Raw genomic sequence first — 17,465 nt, forward strand, 5'->3', positions numbered from 1 at the left:
TGTTGAATTCAAAATAATAAAACGTAGGGGCGGAAAATTTTCCGCCCCTACGTTTTTTATATCCATTTTTATCCATTTAATATCTGAATCCGATCGTTTTAACAGAAATCGGCCACCACTTATTTCAAATTTCCACGCTTTTAATTCTTCTGAATGACATTTAACTAAACAAATGAACATTTAACAAAACGTATAATTACTTCATCTACATTTGTTTCATGTGATTTTAAAAATGCGAATGGGCCCTCGAATTTGAAAGATTCACATCATAAGAGAATGATGTCCAATCTATTAAACTATTTAACATGCGCAGAAATTTACTACTTGGGGCGTTTGCTTTCACGGGAATTCTTTCTACGGGAAAGGCTTTTGCTCAGGAAACGCACTTTAGTTGCGGAATCGATAAACAGCGTCAAAAATTAATCGCTGAAAATCCGCAAATCAAAGCAGATTACGAAAAACTGCTGCACCGTTACACCGAAAACCGGCTCGTAAACGGAAAATCGGAAACCGTCCGTATCATTCCGATCGTATTTCACGTCATTCACGAATACGGAGAAGAAAACATTTCAGATCAACAGGTCCAGGACGCTGTCCGTATCCTGAATGAAGACTTCGGGAAACGCAACCAGGATACAATCGGAGTTGTATCGCCTTTTGATACGATTATCGGGAATACACACCTGGAATTCCGTTTGGCTACTTTGGATCCATGGGGGAACTGTACCAACGGAATTGAGCACGTTTACAATCATCAAACAGTTGCGGCAGACAGCTATTCCAAGCTGAATCAATGGGATCGCGACAAGTACTTGAACATCTGGGTAATCGGAACGATGGATGATCCGGATGTAGCCGGTTTTGCTCATTATCCGACCGATGTTACCGGAACAGGATTCTGGCGTGATGGTGTCGTGATGGTGCACCGTTCTACGGGAAGTATCGGAACGAGTATTCCTTACCGTTCACGAGCATTGACTCATGAAGTGGGACATTACCTCGGATTGTCGCACACCTGGGGAAATAACAACGACCCGGGATCCACGTCCAATTGCGGAATGGATGACGGTATCGGGGATACGCCTAACTGTATCGGTTTGGATCACTGCGATCTGAGCGCGAATACCTGTACGGAACCGACAACACCGGGAAATTACTGGCCTTTCGATGTGATCGATAACATTCAGAATTACATGGAATATGCTTATTGTTCCGCGATGTTCACCAAGGGCCAGTCCAACTTTATGAACAATGTTCTGGATCAGACAACAAGTGGCAGAAACAACCTGTATACGGCAGAAAACCTTGTGCATACGGGAACGAGCACTTTGACGCCGGTAACTTGTATTCCGGTGGCAGATTTTTATGTGGATGTAAACGGTTCTTCAGGGAATTTGTTGCAAAATGCAAATGCAATGACCGCTTGTGCAAACGATCCGATCCTGTTCAAAGATGCTTCCTGGAAAGCCGGGGTTACTTCCTGGTCCTGGAGCTTCCCGGGCGGAAGTCCTGCAACTTCGACCACACAAAATCCCACGGTTACTTATGCCGCTCCGGGATGGTACAATGTCACTCTAACAGTTGGCAATTCCGTAGGATCAGACACCAAAACAATCAATAACATGATTTACATCCAGGGCGATTGGGCAGAATACACAGGTCCGCGCATGGAAGATTTCAATCAAAACGCGAATTTCTGGATTACGCATAACCCTGAAGGTAATTACGCCGCGTTTAATCGTGTCACTTCCGGAGGAAAAGGAAATACAGCTTGCTTCAAACTGAATAATTTCAAGGACGTTGCAAATGCCCAGATGTTCACGGAGGACTGGTATTACAATGATCGTTTGGGGAATTCCAAAGATTATCTGATCTCACCGGCAATCGACCTGAGAAACACCTCCAACATCACCATTTCATTTGATTATGCTTATGGTTCAAAAGCAACTGCAACGGCAGATATCACAGAGAAACTGATTGTTTACTCTTCCAGAGACTGCGGAAAAACCTGGATCCAGCGCGATATGCTAACAGGAGCCGAGTTGCTTACCGCCGGATATGTCGGAAATACGGATTTCGTTCCTTCGAACAACCTGCACTGGAAAACAGCAAGTTTCACTTACACGCCAAATGCTTCTGATAACAAGACGAAATTCAAATTCGAGTTCATCGCTTCCGATTTCTCATCCAATTTCTATTTCGATAATTTCAATATCTCGGGAACATTGGGTATCGGTGATAACGAATTGCTGTCGGCGATTTCCATTGCTCCGAATCCGGTTGCAAGCGGTTCAGACCTGTCGGTTGAACTTGCCAATCCGGAAGCCGGTATGAAGTTACTGGTAATGGATTTGAAGGGGGCAATTATTTCTACAACAGAAGTTCCTGCTGCTTCAGGAGTTCAGACGGTTAATATCCCGATGAACGTGGCAAAAGGCTGTTACATTCTAAATGCTGTTCAGGGAACTGCGAAATCTACTCATCGCGTAGTAGTTTACTAATTATCAAGGATGAATGATCAAGAGGGGCTTAGTCAGCCACGGCGGAAAGCCCCTTGATATTTAAATCCTTAATAATTGATAATTTGTGTATTTCTTTTTTATAACGGGGGAATATGTGCTATCTTTGCACCAAAATTCCAAGTATTTCTCATGATTTCAGTAAATAATTTATCCCTTCAATTCGGTAAGCGTGTCCTTTTTGATGATGTGAATCTCAAATTCGGTTCAGGTAACTGCTACGGTGTTATTGGTGCGAATGGTGCCGGTAAATCTACCTTCTTAAAGATTTTAACCGGTGAGCAGGACCCAACTTCCGGACGTGTGGAACTGGAGCCGGGAAAACGTATGGCGGTATTGAGTCAGAACCACTTTGCTTTTGACGAATTTGAAGTATTGCAAACGGTAATCATGGGACACAAACGTTTGTTTGAGATCATGACCGAGAAGGATGCTTTGTACGCAAAACCTGATTTTTCGGATGAAGACGGAATGAAGGCTTCGGAATTGGAAGCTGAATTTGCTGATTTGGAAGGATGGAATGCCGAAACCGATGCGGCTACATTGTTAAGCAACTTAGGTATCGACGAGAGCAAGCATTATATGAAAATGGAAGATGTTCCTTCCGAATACAAAGTACGTATCTTGCTGGCACAGGCGCTTTTCGGAAACCCGGATGTCCTGGTACTCGATGAGCCTACCAATGACCTGGATTTGAAAACGATCGGGTGGTTGGAAGATTTCCTGCTGGATTTCAGAAATACAGTAATCGTAGTATCTCACGACCGTCACTTCTTAGACACGGTTTGTACGCATATTTGCGATATCGACTTTAGTAAAATCAACCTGTTTACAGGTAACTATACATTCTGGTACCAATCTTCCCAGTTGGCGGCTCGTCAGCGTGCTGACAAAAACAAGAAAGCGGAAGATAAGAAGAAGGAATTACAGGATTTCATCGCACGTTTCTCTGCGAATGCTTCAAAATCCAAGCAGGCAACAAGCCGTCGTAAGTTGATCGAGAAATTGGATCTGGAAGAAATCCAGCCGTCTTCCCGTCGTTACCCAGGAATTTCTTTCCAGCAGGAACGTGATGCCGGAAATCAGATTTTGACTGTAAGCGGATTAACCAAAATGCACGAAGGTGAATACATGTTCAAGGATTTGTCGTTCACATTGAATAAAGGAGATAAAGTGGCAATCGTTTCCAAAAACTCGTTGGCAATTACCCAATTCTTCGAAGTGTTGAACGGAAACATGCAAGCTGATAAGGGAGATTTTACGTATGGAACTACGATCACGACGGCTTATTTACCGAACGATAACTCTTCCTTTTTCCAGGATAAATTGTCTTTGATCGACTGGTTGCGCCAGTATGCCCAAACGGATGAAGAGAAAGAAGAAGTAAACCTTCGTGGATTCCTCGGAAGAATGTTGTTCTCCGGTGAAGAAGCATTGAAAAGCGCAACTGTTCTTTCGGGAGGTGAAAAAGTACGTTGTATGTTGTCGCGAATGATGCTTGCTAAGGCAAACTTCCTGATGATGGACGAACCGACAAACCACCTGGATCTGGAATCGATTACTGCATTAAACAACGGAATGTCGGATTTCCAGGGAACCATGCTGTTTACATCGCATGACCACGAGTTGGTTTCTACCGTGGCGAACAGAATTATCGAATTAACTCCGAATGGTTTCATTGATAAAATGATGCCTTACGACGATTATTTGCAGGATGCTAAAATTGCAAGCCTGCAGGAAGAGCTTTACGCTTAAATAACTAATTATAATAAGAACGCCAATCTGTTTCAGGTTGGCGTTTTTTATATAATCCCTTTAATATTACCGAAATCAACTTCACCTTGTTTCGTAAATGTGTAACCTTGAAAACCTTCCTCGTCGCCAAGATATTTACTTTCAATAAAACCGGTTTCTTTCAAGATTTGTAAATGCTGTGATACAGCCGCTCCACTTAGACTTACTCTTTGAGAAATATATTTGTTTGTAACAATATGGTATTTACTGATTTCTTGAAGGATAACCACCCTTGCAGATGCGGCAATAGCACGGCCAATTCTGGCACCATTTAATTCTTGAACAGTGTACTGTAGATGTTTAGATCGTCCCATAAAATGTTGTTTCTTGATTAAGTTAGCGGAAAAGATGATTTGAAACAAGCGTTTAGAGCAAAAAAATGATATCCGGATATCATGATATTATGTATTCGTTATATAACGAAATCATTATTTGTAGATTCAGACCTGGGCTCAGCTGAATAATCCAACAATAAGTGATAACTTCGTACCAATGTCTATCCCTGAAAGATCTTTTTTACTCCGTCACAAATTCATCTCTGCACTCCGCGATTGGGATGTCAAAGGAATTCGCAGGCTTTCGGTTGCTTTACCCAAACTCTTGCTGCCGGATCCGAAATCAGCTGGAAAACATGTACTGAAAACCATTCACGGAGTGAAAATGGTGATCGATCCGTCGTTGGATAAAGGGGTGGAACTTTCGCTTTTTGAGACCGGGACATACGAAAAAGGAACCATCCAGTTATTGGAAAAGTACCTGAAACCGGGATCAGCCTTTTTAGACATCGGCGCAAACATCGGATTGATGTCGGTGATAGCTTCTAAAATTGTCGGGGAAAAGGGAATAGTGTATGCCGCAGAAGCGAATCCGGGAACGGTTTCCATTTTGCAGACCAATATCGAGCTCAATAACTGCAAAAATATCCAATTGCTTCCGGTAGCACTTTCCGATGAGCAAGGAACTGCTTTGTTGTTCGAAAACTGGGAAGTGAACCGGGGAGGGGCGTCCCTGATTTCGCAAAGTGAAGGTCAGCAGGGAGTTACAGTGAATATGGAACGCCTGGATGATCTGTTTGATGAAAATACGGCCGTGGATCTCGTGAAAATTGATGTGGAAGGGTTCGAACCGCCCGTTATTCGCGGAGGCATGAACTGGTTCCGAAAACAATTACCGGTATTTATCATCGAAGTTTCCGAAAAAAGGGAAAAGGAAACCGGGCCGAGCCCATTGGAAATAATGGAATTGGTAAAAACCATCGGTTCATACCGTTTTTACAAGCAAAAAGGAACGAAAGAACGAAAAGGGAAATTGCTGGAGATCAAAACAGCTGAAGAACTTCCGAAGCACGATAACATTATTTGTATTCCCTTGAAAAATAATTGATTAAAAACGGGTTATTTACCGGGAAATCAATTACCTGGCCATATTTGAGTGAATCTCTGAACTAAAAAAGCTTTTTTTTCTTAAAATTTCACAATCTATTCACAATAGAATCAATTGTTTACAGTAGATTTGCAACGCTAAATTATAACGCCTTAGTTGGGCTTAAGAAAACTGTTCTACTGCGATTCTGAATGAATTTTCATTAGTTCGGTTTCGTGCGTAAACAGATTCTGAATTACCTAAAATCCAAAACGATTTTTTGACAGTATATCTGATTGCATGAAATTGAGCGTAAGAGTAAGAATCGTATTTATGGTTGTGGTGTTTGTTTGTTCTCATTCATTCGGCCAGTCTACGCTCACCAATTTCAAACGGGGATCACTCATCATCCCGATGGATAATTCCAAACAAAACCTGATCTCTTCTCAGGTTGCTTTCAATGTTAAAGCTTACGGACTGGTAAATGCACTTTTGCAAAATAATATTCCCGTCAATTGGATCATTCGCGACCTCAAAGCCAAAGATGATGTAGACTTCTCAGTAACTTCGAGCAGGGTTTATCCTTCAGCAACGGGTTCTGCCTCAGTCGATTTTAAAGCAGGTCCGTTTATCATTGACAGTTTGTGGGCGGATATCGCTGCACCTGTTATTGCCTCTTATGGAAATAATGTAGCTGTCTATAAAGCGGAAGCAGCATTTACTGCACCTGTGCGTTACGAAATCATGTTCAAGCCGAAAATTGCGGTATTCACAAATGGGAACAGCTATGGAATTCACACCAAAGCATTGAGATTGGCCGGTTTCTCTTCTCCGGCACATTTCGATTCGATTCCGGCTCAGAATGCCAACGCAGCAAGCTGTTATACTTTTGGTTGCGAACCGCATTGGACAAACGGACAAAACGCTATAACCAATGTGATCACTTCCTTCCTGAATTCCGGGGGGAATTTCTTCGCACAATGTACCGGGATCAGTGCCTACGAACAAATTGAACATTACCACACCACCAATGGTATCCAGTACGAAAACAGTTCCGGAAATCAGACCAATACCAATATTTATTCGGGAACAGACAATCCTTTGATGCAATTTGAGGGAGCGCTGACAAATGCTCCGACAGGTACTATCGTTAATTACAAGAATAATAGTGGAAGTTATCAGCCACTGACGCAATTTTTGGTGAAGAAAAGCCCGACACCAGCCAGCGGAGTTACGGATGGCGATGTGGTCATGTCTACACGCAAAGTTGGTCCTGCAGCAACAGGAGGAAACGCAACCTACCTGGGCGGACATGACTACCTCAAAGGAACTTTTGATTTATTGGATCTTGGGTTGCTCGGCCTCGATTATGCGCGTGCAAATGACGTAACCTGGAATAACGGACTGCGCATTTTTTACAATGCCATTTTTATGCCCTCCACCCGTCCGACATCCTGTAATTTCGTGTTTGCAGGTGAAGCGAAGGTTAGTACTTCAGTAAATACCGCTACACCATGTCTGGATGACACATTACAGTATACCGTTTCATTTACCAATGCAGGCCCGGGAACAGCCCACAATATTTTAGTGAAGAACATACCGGCTCCGGCAGGATTAACCTATCTTTCGCAGGTTGTGGGCCAGGGAACCTATTCCAATGCAACAAACAACTGGATAATCGGAGATCTTTCCCCGAATACAACCGTGCAATTGACCATTCGCTATAAAGTGGTTGCCGATGGAATTTATACGTTGCAGGCATATAACCAGAATTTGATCGCAGGGAATAATTTTTCGGAAGATACCAGCACACTGGTAGTTATAACGAATCAAAGCAGCCCGGTTGTAACACCACCCGCAGCGATCAACACATTTACAAATTCAGGATGTACCGCAACAGGGGTGAATTTGGGTACGCCAACTGTAACAGATGCTTGCGGGATCAATTCGGTCACGAACAATGCGCCGGCCACTTTTCCTTTGGGAACAACAACCGTAACCTGGACCGTGGTCGACAGATCCGGAAATACAGTAACCGTAACGCAATTAGTGACCGTTACGGATAACGTGAATCCGGTAATCACTGCGCCTGCTGATATCAGCGTATTTGTGGTTTCCGGCTGTGATACCACGTTGAATTTAGGAACACCTGTAACATCAGACAATTGCGGCATTGCTTCGGTAAGCAATAATGCACCGGCTTCTTTTCCGGTAGGAACAACAACTGTAATCTGGACAGTCACAGATAATTCCGGGCATACTGCAACTGCGACCCAAACGGTAACGGTGACAGACAATCACAATCCAGCGATTACAGCTCCGGCAACTATCAGCACGACAACGAATTCAGGATGTACTGCAACGGGAGTGAACTTGGGAGTACCGGTAACTGCTGATAACTGTACGATAAGTTCTTTGACAAACAATGCTCCGGCCTCTTTCCCATTGGGAACAACAACGGTCACCTGGACGGTAACAGACAATTCCGGTAATTCGGCAACTGCCACTCAAACTATTACAGTAACAGACAATCAAAATCCGACAATTACTGCCCCCGCTAATATCACAACGACAACGAATTCGGGATGTGACGCAACGGGAGTGAATTTGGGAACGCCGGTAACGAATGATAATTGCGGTGTTGCTTCTGTAAATAACAACGCTCCAACAACTTTCCCTTTGGGAACAACCACCGTAACATGGACTGTGACCGATAATTCCGGAAATACGACAACTGCGAATCAAACGGTTACGGTAACAGATAATCAAAATCCGACCATTACAGCGCCGGCCAATGTTTCAGTTTTTCCCACTACAAGTTGTGATACTTCCGGGTTGAATTTGGGAACGCCGGTAACGAATGATAATTGCGGAGTTGCTTCGGTGAGTAACAACTCTCCGGCTGTTTTCCCTTCAGGAACAACCATTGTAACATGGACAGTTACCGATAATTCGGGAAACACAGCGACTGCGAATCAAACGGTTACAGTAACAGATAATCAGGATCCGACGATTACAGCGCCGGCCAATGTTTCGGTTTTTCCCACTACAAGCTGTGATACTTCCGGTTTGAATTTGGGAACGCCGGTAACGAATGATAATTGCGGGGTTGCTTCGGTGAGTAATAATGCTCCGGCAATTTTCCCTTTGGGAGTGACTACCGTAACGTGGACAGTGACTGATAACTCAGGTAATACGGCAACTGCTACCCAAACGGTTACGGTAACAGATAATCAGGATCCGACGATTACAGCGCCGGCCAATGTTTCAGTTTTCCCCACTACAAGCTGTGATACTTCGGGGGTGAATTTGGGAACGCCGGTAACGAATGATAATTGCGGAGTTGCTTCGGTGAGTAATAACGCTCCGGCTACTTTCCCTTTGGGAACAACCACCGTGATTTGGACTGTGACCGACAATTCCGGAAATACAACAACAGCAAATCAAACGGTTATTGTAACAGATAATCAAAATCCGACCCTTACAGCACCGGCCAATATTTCAGTTTTCCCGACAATAAGTTGTGATACTTCCGGGGTGAATTTGGGCATGCCCACTACAGCTGATAATTGTGGAGTTGCTTCGGTAAGCAATAACGCTCCGGCTATATTTCATTCTGGAACTACCACTGTGATCTGGACTGTAACAGATAACTCAGGAAATACGTCAACAGCCACTCAAATAGTAACGGTAGCAGATAATCAGAACCCCACGATTATAGCGCCGGCAACTATTACCACAACGACCAATTCGGGATGCGCGGCAACAGGAGTGAATTTGGGAACACCGGTTACTTCGGATAATTGTACCGTTGTTTCTTTGACGAATGATGCCCCTGCTTCGTTTCCGGTTGGGAATACAACGATTACCTGGACTGTCACGGATAACTCTGGAAATACGGCTTCCGCAACACAATTGGTAACCGTAACCGATTCGGAAGCTCCTGTGATCTCGAATTGTAATGATACGGTCAAATCGTGTGAATCATTGGTGAATTTCCAGGTTCCTTCGGCGATTGATAATTGTACGCTTGCAGGATTCAGTCAAACGGACGGAACAGGTTTGACCAGCGGAAGCCCTTTTCCCGATGGATTTACCAACCTGCAATACCAGGCCATAGATGTTGCAGGAAACCAGGCTGTTTGTACCAAAGTGATTTACAAAATCCAGATTCCGGCGCTTCCGGATGCAGGTAAAGACCAAATTGTTTATGTCAATCAGACAACGTTGAATGCCACCCCTCCGGCAACAGGAACGGGGCAATGGAGCGTGTTGGAAGGATCGGCCTTTTTCATCAGTGAAACAGACCCGCAATCGGTAGTAAGCGGATTGCAAAAAGGAAATACTTTGCTTACCTGGTCTGTTTCCAATGAAGGTTGTTTTGGCGGAACGGATACCATGCAAATTACCTTTGTGGACCTCAATATTCCGAATGCATTTTCACCGGACGGTGATCAGATGAACGATTTTTTTGAAATCAAAGGAATTGAAAGTTACAGCCCGGCTCATGTAATCATCAGCAACCGCTGGGGAGAAGTGGTGTATGAAAACATGAACTATCAGAACGAATGGAGCGGGCAAACGAAAAACGGACAGGAACTGACAAATGATACGTATTACTATCAGTTAGTGCTGGCGGATAAAAGTGAATTCAGTGGATTTGTAATTGTGAAACGAAAATGAAGCTGATCGGGATAATAGGCATATTTATTTGTGGGAATTTATTGGGCCAACACAACGATTTTCAAAGTTTGTACATGTACGATGCTTTAACGATCAACCCGGCTTATGCAGGAAATAAAGAAGCGCTGACTTTAAATGCAAACTACCGCGATCAGTGGAAAGGAATCAAAGGAGCTCCGAAAACCTTTTCATTCAGTGGGCATTTAGTGACAAGGTCAAAAAAAATGGGGTTAGGTTTAACCCTGATCAACGATCAATACGGCATTCAGAATAATTTGCGATTCAACCTCATTTACGCATACCGGATCAAAATCGGGAACAGCATTTTGTCTTTTGGGGTAGGAGCAGGCCTCCGCAATGAGTCCGTGGATTACAATGCCTTGAACCTGGTGCAGCAAGACGATATTGCATTTTTGAACCAGTCGCGCAGAAGTATTTTGCCGGATGTGAACCTGGGAACCATGCTGAAATGCAAATCGCTATTGGTCGGGATAAGTGCGCCGAATATCGTTCGTATTAAAGAGAAACATATACTCCAGGCTTTCAACGGGTATGCAGGATATGTATTCGACATCGGTAAACAGTTCAAGTTGAAACCAACCTGCCTGGTGAAATACCTGGTGCATTCTCCGGTGAGTTATGAAGGAAACCTGACGCTTTATTACAAACAATTGTTTTCCCTTGGTTTTGGGGCAAAGAGCAGTAAAACGGGAAACGTGTATGCGCAGCTCCATTTGAACAAACAGTTTGGAATAGCCTATTTATACGAACGGAATTTGGGCCCGCAAGGCCAGCTTTGGCGAAACACGCACGAAGTCATGATTAATTACACATTTGATTACAAGACCAATGTTCAGAGTCCGCGTTATTTGTAGTGTAATGATCATGCTTTTTGCAGGGAAATCGATGGCGCAAAATACCGTCGGGAACTTTCGTGTAAGTAAAATTTCAGTCAACTCCGAGGGAAATGAATATGCGCCTGTATTCCAAAACGGGAAATTACTCTTCACTTCGGATAGCCGCGAGCGTTTGGGAGTTTATTTTTCATCGACGGATTCTTTGAGCCGGCTTTCGGGAATCTTCCGGGCAGATTATCTGAATGATACCACTTTCTCAAAACCGGAATTAATTGACAATCGCCTGAACAGGTGTTACAACAGCGGACCGGCCTGGATCAATCAAAACGGTGATCAGCTTTATTTTTCTTCCAACGAAAAAAGTGCCTTTTTCTTCTTTACGTCCAAAAAGAAAAGCAAATTGCAGCTCTATGAATCGAGGTTGGTAAAAGGAAAGTGGTCGAAAAGAAACAAACTTCCATTCTGCGAAAAAACAAATAATTACACGCATCCGTATTTGAATGCTGCGGCCGACACGCTTTATTTTGCTTCCGATCGCGCGGGCGGATTCGGCGGATTTGATCTGTATTATTCGGTCCGTCAAAACGATACCTGGTCTGCTCCTGTAAACCTGGGAAATGCAGTGAATTCTGCCAAAAATGAATTGTTTCCGTGTTTCAACGGAACCGGTTTGGTGTTTTCAAGTGACAGGGAATCCGGATTCGGAAAATTGGATTTGTATGAATGGGCAGGGAATCAACTGTTGCACAAAGACTTTCCTTTCAATACCCCACAGGATGATTTCGCTTTTGTTCCGGTAGATGAAAACAAAGGCTATTTTTCTTCCAACAGAACGGGCAACGATGAGATCTACTTTTACCGGGAATTGTTTCCTGATTTCAAGGATTGCGAACCGTATGTGAAAGATCCGTTTTGTTATACTTTTTTTGAAGAAGCCGACGAATTGGATGAAGAACTGGCCCTCGAATACGTATGGAGCTTTGGCGACGGAAATACCGCAAAAGGAAAAGAAGCCCGGCATTGTTTTGAAGCTTACGGAGAATACCTCGTTGAACTGAATATTGTGGATCGAACCACGAGTCAGGTATTTTTCAATCAAACCACGTATCCTTTCGCTATTGAAAGAAGCAACAGAATACATATCGAAGGCCCTGATACCATTCCGCCGGTCATAGAAATTCCGTTTACCGCAGAAAACTCCACAATCGAAGGTTACGAAATAGAACATTTCTACTGGGATTTAGACCATGGAAAATGGAGAGTTTCCGATTCCGGTCAAATCCATTTGTCGGTCACCGAAGAAGGAACGCATTCATTGACGATGGGCGTTGTAGCACGGGCGCTTGACGGAAGCGGGCAGAAGAAGTTTTGTGTGACGAAATCCATTGTGGTGCAGCAAGGCGCGAACATTCCGGTTCCTGCAGAAAGTCCTTCCATCCAATCGTGGGAAACTTCCGTGAAAACTTCAGATAATCAATACACCTTGTTTCTGGGGTTGAGTGATACACTGGTGCCGGTGAGCTCTATCAATAACAAAGATTCGTTACGTATTCAGTCGGTGGGCGACAGCCTTTATTTGTATTCCATGGGTACGAGTAATCAGAAGAATGAGTTGCTGGAAGATTACCGTGCGGCGCAGGAAATGGGATTCTCCAATTCGCGGGTTACGGAACTGAAGGACGGCTCACTTGTTCAAAAAGACCAATTGGTGCACACACCGGTGGTTGAAATTGAAAAGATTCTGGACAATCGAATCCGCAAAGAACAAATAATCACTAGTTTTGAAGTCTTTTACGATTTTGATGTGTTTTCCCTGACTAAAAGTAACCAGCAGGAAATCAAAGTATTGGCACTTAACCACCGATCCTCTGCAAATAAACGGATCCTGATCAGTTCGTTTACAGATGTCAAAGGAAAAAGCGAATACAACCTGAAATTGTCGAAAAAACGCTCGCTTGCAGTGCGTGACGAATTACTAAAAAATGGATTTCCGGCAGCGCAAATTGAAATGGAATATTACGGGAAACGTGTTCCGAAGAATATGGAACCTTTATCCGACGCGAAACGCCGAAAATCATTGATTATAGTGTATGAAGAAAATTAAACAAGCGGGAGTTTTAGGGGCATTCCTGATGCTGAGCCAATTGCTTATAGCCCAGCAGGTCCCTTCCACGGAAGAAAACTTTACCTACCTGGTTACCTTCGGGAAAAAGGCCGATAAGTCGCATGGGGACGATGATTTCTCACAAGTCATCTTTTTTGTGATTCCGACTTCCCAGAAAAATCCGGTGTATATCCGTGTTTTCGATGCAGATTGCGGCGGTAAAAACGATGAAATGTACGGATCGGAAGAAACCAAAACCAAATTCATCGTCCTGGGAGGAAAAGGAGCGCATTCGAATAAGGATGCCCGCAAACTGGATCCGACCGGAGAATATAAAAGCGGAACGGAATTGTATTCCAAAACGGTTGGTCAAAGCGATAAACTGGATAACGACTGGCTCACATTCGGACCGATCAATCCTTCCAGCGGAGAGCTTATCCCGGAATTGGGAGGAAATGTGTTCAAACTAGTCGTAGACGGAGTTTCCGGCCAATCGGGAAACCTGTACAAATTATTTCTTTCCACTTCAGCAACGAGTAACAACGCAGTAGAAGGAGGAAACGCTTTTACGTATGAGTATTGCGTGCGCATGTCGGAGAAGAAAACCGTGGTTTCGCATTTGTATCCTTTCATCAGCAAAAGTGTGGTGAAAGTGAAGATCAGCGTCTTTGACTACGATAACGACGGGATTATCCGCCTGGTTTCTGTTTCCAAAAAAGGGTCCGTTTCCAAATCATCCGGAGATGACCAGTGGAAAGAGCACGAATTTACCGTGACGGAAGATGAAAAAAACACCTCGCTGGATATTCAGTTTGTCAAGCAGGGAGATTCGAAAAACAATAATATTGTGATTAATATTACGAACCAGTACGGCGAAAGTATGCCGTTTTACACCTCACCGATCGGAGGAGTTCCGAAGTATAAATCCAAAATCGGGGTAAAAGCAGATTGATATGTTAAACAGGATAAGTCTTGCCGGTTTACTGGTTTTTGGAATCATACAAACGCTTAGTGCGCAATTGTACAACATCAAGTCGTACACGGACGATAATGGATTAGCCCAGAATTACGTCTACAGTATGAGCCAGAATGAAAATGGCTTTTTGCTGATCGGAACGGGAGACGGATTCAATGTTTTTGAAGGAGATAAATTCAAAACATTTACCGTTAAGAACGGATTGGCAGAAAATTTCGTCACTGCTCACGCCACTTTCGGCAAAAAAACGATCATCGGGCATTTCCAGGGCGGAATTACCATCTATGAAAACAACCGCTTCAAAAAAATCAAAAAGACAGAACTGGAGAATGTAAAGGTCAACGGGTTTGTACAGGATAAAAATGGCGATATTTTAATTTATACGCAGGGAAAGGGATTGTTTAAATTCAATCAAAAAAAACAACTGATTCCTCTTGAAAATCCGCTGGCAAACGGGATTAACCAGGTAGAATACGATCACGCGAACGATTACTTGATCGGAACCAGCGATGGATTGGTCGTAATGAATTACGATAATCTGAAAAATCCCCGCGAAATTGAAAGTCCGGAAGAGTTGAAATACAAAACCATTTCACGGATTGTCAAGGGAAATAAACAGGGAAGCTTGTTTTGGATCGGTGTGGAAGGAGAAGGAGTTTACGGAATTATCCGGAAAGGAAGAAGTTACCGCATCGTTTCATTCTTCGGACCCGAAAAACTCGGTATTACGGAAGGAAGGATGACCAGCATGATCTGCGACAGGGAAAACAACCTGTGGCTGGGTTTTCTGGGTGAAGGAATTCGCAGGATTACTTTCACAGGTTCGGATAAGAATTCCTTTTTTATCAAGAAAATAGACGCAGCAAACGGGATCGATAATCTGAATATTCAGCAGATTTTCCAGGACAACGAAGGAAATATGTGGTTCGGGACATTTGGTGGTGGTTTGTACCTGAAAACCATTCAGCCGTTTGTTTATTACAACGAAAAGAACGGGTTGAAGAATACGAATATCCGTGCGGTAACGACGGTGGAGAACAATGTGGTTTGGCTCGGAAGCGAAAAAGGCTTGTGTAGTTACAACCTGGTAAATAACGAAATTACCGTTTTCAACAAGTCGAATGGATTTATCAATGATGAGGTAACCTGCCTGCGCAAAGGATACAACGGCATTTTATGGATCGGGACAAAGAATTCCGGAACTTTTACCTACGACCTTTCAACCCGCAAATTCGCTCATTTTTCGAAAGAACACGGATTGCGCCTGAACTGCATCAATTCGATCGACCAAACAGCTTACGGGATTGTTTATATCGGAACTACCGACGGACTGTACATTTGCGATACCAAAAAGAATACCCAAAAATGGCTCACAACCCTGGAAGGATTGATGCATAACAACGTCCGCGATCTTTTTGTAGACAGCCAGAACCGTTTGTGGATCGGTTCCCCGGGAACGCCGCCTTACCATTACAAAAACGGCAAGTTCAAGGCTTACAAAGACATCGAAGGGCTCAAAAACTACAAAATTGTCAGTTATGCGGAAGATCGTGGAGGCGCGGTTTGGATCGCTACCGAAGGAGACGGTGTGTTCCGCTTCAAAGACGGCAAGTTTAAAAACTTTACGATTTCCAATGGATTGAAATCGAATTACATCTACGGAATTCTTTACGATGGCGGGGAAACGATCTGGCTGACGCACAAAGACGGAATGACGAAATTGAATACCCTTACGTTTAAAGCTGCAATCGTTGACAAAGGAAGGGGAAACCTGAAATTCCGGGAGAATAATACCAACAGTTTTTACCGCGAGAACAATACGCTTTTCTTCGGAACAACCAGCGGGCTCATCGTTTATTCGAACCCGGTAAATGGCGCCGGACAGCTTGCTTTGACTTCCATTTGCGATATAACTTTCGATGGGAAGTCTGCTTTCGGAAACAACCCGATCTCCTTGAAATACAAGCGGTACAACGTTACGGTCCGCTACAAGGGAATTGCTTTTTCCGACCAAAGAAGCGTGGAATACAAATACCGCCTGATCGGTTTGGATGATTCCTGGAGGAGTACTTCCAATGATTTTGTGGATTTCCCGAAACTGGATGACGGAACGTATACCTTTGAATTATTGGCCAGTAATCCGCAGGGAACATGGACGAAAAAACCGGTGAAAATTACTTTTGAGATCCGTTCTCCATATTGGAAACAATGGTGGTTTTATGTCTTGCTGGCTGCGGTGTTCTTTTTGATTGTTTGGCTGGTTATTCGTGTAAGGATTAACGCATTGCGTGAGGCGAAACTCAAGCTGGAGAAAATTGTGGCCCGTAAAACCAGGGAGCTCCAGGAGGAAAAAGATGTGATCGAACAGATCAAAGATGAATTGCAGGACAAAAACAAGAACATCACCGATAGCATCAACTACGCATTGAGGATCCAGAAAGCCATTCTGCCGGACGAAGGAATTATTAAGAACAATTTCCCGGATTCCACGATCTTCTATCAGCCAAGAGATATTGTAAGCGGCGACTTTTACTGGTTTGCGGAGAATGAAAAGTACAGTTACTACGCCATGGTAGACTGTACCGGGCATGGAATTCCGGGTGCGTTTATGTCCCTGATCGGCTCAACCTTGCTCAACGAAATCGTGACCATTTACAAGCTGGAAACCCCGGCTGAAATTCTTTTGCAGTTGCATAAAATGATCATCAAAACCCTGAAACAGGACCAAAACCCGAATTCCCGCGATGGAATGGACATGATCCTTTGCCGCTTCGATAAAAAGAGCAGCCAGGTGATGTTTTCATCGGCAGGAAGACCGCTTTTCCATGTTTCGGAAGGGAAACTGGAAACTTACCGCGGATTGTCATTCTCCATCGGAGGTTCATACGATTATCTGGACAAGAACTTCCTGAACCAGGAAATTACGACTAAAAAAGGAGATTTGCTGATCATGTTCTCCGACGGCTACAGCGATCAGTTCGGAGAAGCAATTCCAAAGAAATTCTCTACGAAACGTGTCAAGAAATTATGCGAGCAAATGACAGACCTTCCTGCAGACCATCGCAATAAACTCATCGAGAAAACCTTCTTCAGCTGGAAAGGCGATGCCGAACAAATTGATGATGTGCTTTTTATTACGGTTAAAATAGATTAGTACAAATGTTCAAATG

9 protein-coding genes are annotated in these 17,465 nt (G+C 43.7%); 8 read left to right on the plus strand and 1 reads right to left on the minus strand.

The window, feature by feature from the left end:
- Positions 1-305 precede the first annotated feature (305 nt).
- Positions 306-2,501, plus strand: coding sequence for a M43 family zinc metalloprotease (locus tag ABDW02_RS16560; protein ID WP_343636490.1), 2,196 nt, complete (start codon positions 306-308; stop codon positions 2,499-2,501).
- A 150-nt stretch (positions 2,502-2,651) separates the two neighbouring features.
- Entirely contained in the window at positions 2,652-4,274 is a 1,623-nt protein-coding gene (locus ABDW02_RS16565; RefSeq protein WP_343636492.1) for an ATP-binding cassette domain-containing protein, read from the plus strand.
- Between the two features lie 47 nt (positions 4,275-4,321).
- Here the strand turns inward: ABDW02_RS16565 and ABDW02_RS16570 are convergent, their stop codons facing one another.
- Positions 4,322-4,627 carry a winged helix-turn-helix domain-containing protein gene (locus ABDW02_RS16570; RefSeq protein WP_343636494.1) on the minus strand — a complete coding sequence of 102 codons (306 nt, stop codon included), beginning with the start codon at positions 4,625-4,627 and terminating at the stop codon, positions 4,322-4,324.
- A 178-nt stretch (positions 4,628-4,805) separates the two neighbouring features.
- On the opposite strand from ABDW02_RS16570, the gene ABDW02_RS16575 reads away from it, so the two are divergent.
- From ABDW02_RS16575 to ABDW02_RS16600, 6 genes are all read left to right on the plus strand, one after another.
- Positions 4,806-5,696: an FkbM family methyltransferase gene (locus tag ABDW02_RS16575; RefSeq protein ID WP_343636496.1), complete on the plus strand. Its 891-nt coding sequence runs from the start codon at positions 4,806-4,808 to the stop codon at positions 5,694-5,696.
- A 279-nt stretch (positions 5,697-5,975) separates the two neighbouring features.
- Positions 5,976-10,358: an HYR domain-containing protein gene (locus ABDW02_RS16580; protein WP_343636498.1), complete on the plus strand. Its 4,383-nt coding sequence runs from the start codon at positions 5,976-5,978 to the stop codon at positions 10,356-10,358.
- Positions 10,355-11,233: a PorP/SprF family type IX secretion system membrane protein gene (locus ABDW02_RS16585; RefSeq protein WP_343636500.1), complete on the plus strand. Its 879-nt coding sequence runs from the start codon at positions 10,355-10,357 to the stop codon at positions 11,231-11,233. The genes ABDW02_RS16580 and ABDW02_RS16585 overlap by 4 nt, the downstream gene beginning before the upstream one ends.
- On the plus strand, positions 11,208-13,319 hold the full coding sequence (locus ABDW02_RS16590) for an OmpA family protein (protein ID WP_343636502.1): 2,112 nt from the start codon (positions 11,208-11,210) through the stop codon (positions 13,317-13,319). Before ABDW02_RS16585 ends, ABDW02_RS16590 begins: the two co-directional genes overlap by 26 nt.
- Complete coding sequence (locus tag ABDW02_RS16595; RefSeq protein ID WP_343636504.1) at positions 13,306-14,271, plus strand: hypothetical protein; 966 nt, start codon at positions 13,306-13,308, stop codon at positions 14,269-14,271. The genes ABDW02_RS16590 and ABDW02_RS16595 overlap by 14 nt, the downstream gene beginning before the upstream one ends.
- 1 nt (position 14,272) lies before the next feature.
- Positions 14,273-17,449 (plus strand): two-component regulator propeller domain-containing protein, encoded by a 3,177-nt coding sequence (locus ABDW02_RS16600; protein ID WP_343636506.1) that lies wholly within the window; start codon positions 14,273-14,275, stop codon positions 17,447-17,449.
- Positions 17,450-17,465: the final 16 nt, after the last annotated feature.

It is taken from the genome of Fluviicola sp. (assembly GCF_039596395.1).
Classification (GTDB): Bacteria; Bacteroidota; Bacteroidia; order Flavobacteriales_D; family Crocinitomicaceae; genus Fluviicola.

What these genes read in the sequence shown, in the direction of transcription:
- ABDW02_RS16560 (WP_343636490.1), top strand. Translation starts at nt 306, where the DNA reads ATGCGCAGAAATTTACTACTTGGGGCGTTTGCTTTCACGGGAATTCTT.
- ABDW02_RS16565 (WP_343636492.1), top strand. Translation starts at nt 2,652, where the DNA reads ATGATTTCAGTAAATAATTTATCCCTTCAATTCGGTAAGCGTGTCCTT.
- ABDW02_RS16570 (WP_343636494.1), bottom strand. Translation starts at nt 4,627, where the DNA reads ATGGGACGATCTAAACATCTACAGTACACTGTTCAAGAATTAAATGGT.
- ABDW02_RS16575 (WP_343636496.1), top strand. Translation starts at nt 4,806, where the DNA reads ATGTCTATCCCTGAAAGATCTTTTTTACTCCGTCACAAATTCATCTCT.
- ABDW02_RS16580 (WP_343636498.1), top strand. Translation starts at nt 5,976, where the DNA reads ATGAAATTGAGCGTAAGAGTAAGAATCGTATTTATGGTTGTGGTGTTT.
- ABDW02_RS16585 (WP_343636500.1), top strand. Translation starts at nt 10,355, where the DNA reads ATGAAGCTGATCGGGATAATAGGCATATTTATTTGTGGGAATTTATTG.
- ABDW02_RS16590 (WP_343636502.1), top strand. Translation starts at nt 11,208, where the DNA reads ATGTTCAGAGTCCGCGTTATTTGTAGTGTAATGATCATGCTTTTTGCA.
- ABDW02_RS16595 (WP_343636504.1), top strand. Translation starts at nt 13,306, where the DNA reads ATGAAGAAAATTAAACAAGCGGGAGTTTTAGGGGCATTCCTGATGCTG.
- ABDW02_RS16600 (WP_343636506.1), top strand. Translation starts at nt 14,273, where the DNA reads ATGTTAAACAGGATAAGTCTTGCCGGTTTACTGGTTTTTGGAATCATA.